The 4,877-nt window shown below is 59.2% G+C and carries 4 protein-coding genes; 3 read left to right on the plus strand and 1 reads right to left on the minus strand.

Translation table 11 applies throughout. The annotated features are described in order from the left end of the window. Window positions 1–40: 40 nt before the first annotated feature. Window positions 41–715, plus strand: a complete 675-nt coding sequence (locus B5E66_RS12510; protein WP_143407004.1) for a hypothetical protein — start codon at window positions 41–43, stop codon at window positions 713–715. Between the two features lie 354 nt (window positions 716–1,069). On the opposite strand, the gene B5E66_RS12515 is transcribed toward B5E66_RS12510, so the two are convergent. Then, window positions 1,070–1,528, minus strand: coding sequence for an Lrp/AsnC family transcriptional regulator (locus tag B5E66_RS12515; protein WP_087233775.1), 459 nt, complete (start codon window positions 1,526–1,528; stop codon window positions 1,070–1,072). Window positions 1,529–1,675: 147 nt separating this feature from the next. Between B5E66_RS12515 and B5E66_RS12520 the strand changes: the two genes are divergently transcribed. Together B5E66_RS12520 and brnQ are read left to right on the plus strand one after the other, a co-directional pair. Next, window positions 1,676–3,019: an MATE family efflux transporter gene (locus tag B5E66_RS12520; RefSeq protein ID WP_087233779.1), complete on the plus strand. Its 1,344-nt coding sequence runs from the start codon at window positions 1,676–1,678 to the stop codon at window positions 3,017–3,019. An 89-nt stretch (window positions 3,020–3,108) separates the two neighbouring features. Next, window positions 3,109–4,455, plus strand: a complete 1,347-nt coding sequence (brnQ, locus tag B5E66_RS12525) for a branched-chain amino acid transport system II carrier protein (protein WP_087233782.1) — start codon at window positions 3,109–3,111, stop codon at window positions 4,453–4,455. Window positions 4,456–4,877 lie beyond the last annotated feature (422 nt).

Below are 4,877 nucleotides of genomic sequence, written 5' to 3' on the forward strand. Positions count from 1 at the left end.
GTCTCTATCTTTTATACACCATAAGGAGGAAAAATTCATTATGAAACTCAAGAAGATTGCTTCTCTGGCGCTGGCCGGCATCATGGCCGTCAGCATGCTGGCTGGCTGCAAGGACGGCAGCGACAATAATGGTGGGACTGGCAATGGTGGTGACATTACTCCCACCAGCACTTACACCTCCACTGTGCTGTCTGCTACTTCGAATGCTCAGAAACTGATGAGCGCTGCACCGAATTCCAAATTGGATAAGGCTGTCTCGGAGGTTGCTGCAAATTATTCTGTGAGCGGTACACATGCCGCACTGACTTTTATCCGTGAAGATATTGGTACTAATAGTGATTGGGTTGATACCGCATCTCGGTATATGGGTGACGCAGTTTATGCAACTAATGACTTTACTAGCCACAGCTATGTTGCAGGTGGTACAACTGCGCCTTTGAAGAATGGTACGGACGATGTTACCTACTACGGGTTCTATGTTGTTAAACGCGCATATAATGATGAGATGATTGATAACCTGGTTTCTGAGTTGCTGGATACTGTTGCAGCACAGCAAATTGGTGACCTGAAAGATGCTTCTGGGAATACCCGTGATTATAGCGTGAGCGTTGCAAAGGCTGATTGCTGGGCTGATAAGAAAGAAGCAGACGCAGGTGCTGACTCTGTAGTTGTTGGAATTGCTGTTACGCTGGACTACACTAAAGCCGAGTTCTAATCTACTTTACTTATAACACCCCCGGGGCACCATACCGGGAGATGATATAAGGGGCGAGCGGGTGCCAGAGACCACCTGCACGCTCGGGTAAAACACCCATCCGATGTGGCGGCAAAGAGGAATAGAACCAATATTCCTTCTGTTGTTGATCGCACCAAAACAAAAGAACTTTTGCGTCACGAAAGATAGGGTCCCTCTGCGGGGGCCGGCCATACGGCCGGCCCCCGCATTGTTTTGCGCGCCGAAAAAATCCCCCTTTTGCCTGCACGCGGGCAAAAGGAGGATGATTGCACGGAATAATCGGTGTGTTATATACAGAACGGAATCAAAAGCGCCGCTCGGGCTGTCGGGCGCTTACAGCCGCAGGCCCTTGATGTCCTTGATACGGGAGAGGATCATGTTGCAGCTGCAGCTCAGCACCCCGGGCAAGGGGTCGATGACCTCGCGGATCAGGCGCTCCATCTCCTCGCCCGAGGCCGCCACCGCGTGGACGTGCAGCTTGTCCTTGCCGGTGACCCGGTAGATCTGGGTGACCGTCTCGTTGGCCGCCAGCAGGGCCGTTACCTGGGCCAGGGTGTCGGGGCGGGTCTCGATCTCAAAATAACAGCTGACCGCGCCGCTGATCTTCTGCGGGTTGATGATGGTGGTGTATTCCTCGATCACCCCGCGCTGCTCCAGCGCCTGGATCCGCGCCTTGACCGCCACCCGGCTGATCCCCACCGCCTGCCCGATATCGGAATAGGACATCCGGGCGTTCTCGATCAGCAGCTGGACGATCTGACGGTCCAGGCTGTCCAATCCTTCCAGAAACATGGTGAAACCCCCTTTGTCTGTCTTTCGGGGGTTATTATAGCATGTTTGGCCCCAAAAGGAAACCTGCTGTTGACATTCCGCCCCGCCGGGGCTATAATCGTTTCGAAACGTAAGATAAAACTTTCGAATGGAAACGGAGTGACAGTCATGAACCAGGACCTGACGCGGGGGCCGGTGATGCGTTCCATGCTGCTGTTTGCGATCCCCATGATCCTGGGGGATCTGCTGCAGCAATGCTACAACGTGGCCGATACCCTGATCGTGGGGCGCTTTGTGGGCACCAACGCCTTGGCGGCGGTGGGCTCCTCCTACTCGCTGATGACCTTCCTGACCTCCATCCTGCTGGGCCTGTGCATGGGCAGCGGGGCGCTGTTCTCGATGCATTTCGGACGCCGGGACCCCGACGGCCTGCGTGAGAGCCTGGTATCCTCGTTTGCGCTGATCGCTGTGGTGGCGGTGGTGCTGAATATCCTGTCCTTTGCCTGTCTGGACTGGATCCAGGTATTCCTGCAGGTGCCCGACGAGGTGTGGGGGCTGATGCGCCAGTACCTGGCCATCATTTTTACCGGCATTCCGGCTATCTTTTTGTACAACTATTTCGCATCGTTCCTGCGGGCGGTGGGCAACAGCGTGGTCCCCCTGGCTTTTCTGGCGGTGTCCGCCTGCCTGAACATTGTACTGGACCTGTATTTTGTGCTGGGCCTGGGCCGCAGCGTGGGAGGCGCCGCCGAGGCTACCGTTATTTCCCAGTATGTGTCGGGCATCGGCATCCTGATCTATACCCTGGCCCGCCGCACTGAGTTCCGGGGCCTGGGCAAATACCTGCGCCTGCGGCCCGCCTGCCTGGGCGAGGTGGCCAGCTACTCCTTCCTCACCTGCATCCAGCAGTCGGTGATGAACCTTGGCATCCTGATGGTGCAGGGGCTGGTGAACAGCTTTGGCCCCACCGTCATGGCGGCCTTTGCGGCGGCGGTCAAGATCGACTCCTTCGCCTATCTGCCGGTGCAGGACTTTGGCAATGCCTTCTCCACCTTCATCGCACAGAACTACGGCGCCAAAGACGCCGGCCGCATCCGGGCCGGGCTGAAAGGGGCCGCCTTCACCTCCATCGGGTTTGGGGTGGTGCTGTCGGTTTTGGTGTGGGTCTTTGCCGCGCCGCTGATGGGCCTGTTTGTGGACGCGGGAGAAGCCGCCGTCATTGCCGAGGGGGTGCGCTACCTGCACATCGAGGGCGCTTTCTATTTTGGCATTGGCTGCCTGTTTTTGCTGTACGGGCTTTACCGCGCCCTGGGCCGCCCCGGTATGAGCGTGGTGCTCACGGTCATCTCGCTGGGCACCCGGGTGGCCCTGGCCTATCTTTTGTCCGCGACCCCGCTGGGCGTGGTGGGCATCTGGTGGTCGGTGCCCATCGGCTGGGCATTGGCCGACATCGCCGGCGTGGGCTATTACCTGCTGCGCAAAAAGCGGCTCCTCTCCTGGGCTGACGAATAAATCGCGCCTTTTTTGTGGCAGTCGTTATTTACTTTCATCTATCGGTATGTTATCATGAAACCATTCTGATACACAAGAGGGTGTGTTCCATGAAAAAGAACCTGACCTTCCGGCAGATGCTGGCGGTGGGCAGTATGCTGTTCGGCCTGTTTTTCGGGGCGGGCAACCTGATCTTTCCCGCCGCCATGGGTCAGCAGGCGGGCGGCAGTGTGTGGGCCGCCGCTGCGGGACTGCTGGTCACCGGCGTGGGCCTGCCCCTGCTGGGGGTGGCGGCTCTGGGCATCAGCCGCTGTGACGGGCTGGCAGCCCTCACCCGCCGGGTGGGGTCCCGGTACAGCCTGTTTTTTACCTGTGTGCTCTACCTGACCATCGGGCCTCTGTTTGCCATCCCCCGGTGCGCCACCGTCCCCTTTGAAACGGGCGTGGCCCCGGCCCTGGGCGGAAGCGGCAGCCAGGGGGCGCTGGCGGTCTTTTCGCTGGTGTTTTTTGCGGTGGTGCTGGGCTTTTCCCTCCGCCCGGGCAAGATCCTGACCTGGGTGGGCAAGGTGCTCAACCCGCTGTTTTTGGTCTGCCTGGGGGTCCTGCTGGCCGCCGCCCTGATCCATCCCATGGGTCCGGTCTCGGTGGCCCAGGCGCAGGACGCTTATGCCCAGTCCGCCTTTGTGGGAGGCTTTTTGGAGGGCTACAACACCATGGACGCCCTGGCGGGGCTGGCCTTCGGCATCGTGGTGGTCAACGTGATCCGGGACCTGGGCGTCACCGAGCCGGGGGCCATCGCCGTCAATACGGTGGCCGCGGGATGCCTGGGCTGCGGCCTGATGGGCGTGATCTATCTGGCGGTCGCTGTGGTGGGCGCCCAAAGCCGCGGGGTCTATCCGGCGGCCTCCAACGGCGGCGAGGCCCTGCTCACCATTGCCCGGCACTATTTCGGCGCATTTGGGGCCGTGATCCTGGCGGTGACCGTCACCTTTGCCTGCCTGAAAACGGCGGTGGGGCTGATCACCAGCTGTTCCCAGACCTTCTGCCAGCTGTTCCCCCATGGCCCCGGCTACCGTACATGGGCGATCGGGTTCTGCCTTTTCTCCTTTGGCGCGGCCAATTTCGGCCTGGAGACCATCATTGCATGGGCCACACCGGTCCTGATGTTCCTCTATCCCCTGGCCATCACCCTGATCCTGCTGGCTCTGGGGGGCCGGTGGTTTGACAACGACCGCCGGGTCTATGTGAGTGTGACCGCCTTCACCCTGCCGGCGGCGCTGCTGGACTTCCTGCACGCCCTGCCCGCCGGGGCGCAGGCCCTGCTCCCCCTGCATGGCCTTTTGGAGGCCGCCGGGCGGTATCTGCCCCTGTTCTCGCTGGGCCTCGGCTGGGTCTGCCCGGCCCTGGCGGGCCTTGTGGTGGGCCTCGCCCTGCGCGCAGCCAAACCTGCCCGCTAAACACTTGCTGCATCAAAAGCGCCTGCTTTGCAGGCGCTTTAGCGTGTCGTTTGACACGCTTTAGGGTGGACCAATTTCTGCGCGCAGTCGCGCGACAGAAATTCTTCCCCCCTAATATCCCCCTTTTGGACAAAATTCAGCGCAGAACCGCGCACTCGGCCTAGCGGCCTCGCACACTCTCTGCGCCGAATTTCCCTGTATGTGTCACGACCGTACGCACATGTCGTCCGGTCGTGACCTTTTTGCTGCCTCCAAAGTTAGAGAGTTCAAACTAAAGAAAATAAAGAAAAAATGGCAAAATTCAAAATTGGGTCTTGACACCGGGGGGGGTATGTTATGATAGGCACACAAAGGAAAGGACCTTCCTTTGAACCTGTTTTGGGTCTCTATCTTTTATACACCATAAGGAGGAAAAATTCATT

The sequence above is a fragment of the Faecalibacterium sp. An121 genome (assembly GCF_002160915.1).
GTDB lineage: Bacteria > Bacillota > Clostridia > Oscillospirales > Ruminococcaceae > Faecalibacterium > Faecalibacterium avium.

Excerpts from the sequence above, each read along its gene's own strand:
- B5E66_RS12510 (WP_143407004.1), top strand. The coding sequence starts at position 41 with ATGAAACTCAAGAAGATTGCTTCTCTGGCGCTGGCCGGCATCATGGCC.
- B5E66_RS12515 (WP_087233775.1), bottom strand. The coding sequence starts at position 1,528 with ATGTTTCTGGAAGGATTGGACAGCCTGGACCGTCAGATCGTCCAGCTG.
- B5E66_RS12520 (WP_087233779.1), top strand. The coding sequence starts at position 1,676 with ATGAACCAGGACCTGACGCGGGGGCCGGTGATGCGTTCCATGCTGCTG.
- brnQ (WP_087233782.1), top strand. The coding sequence starts at position 3,109 with ATGAAAAAGAACCTGACCTTCCGGCAGATGCTGGCGGTGGGCAGTATG.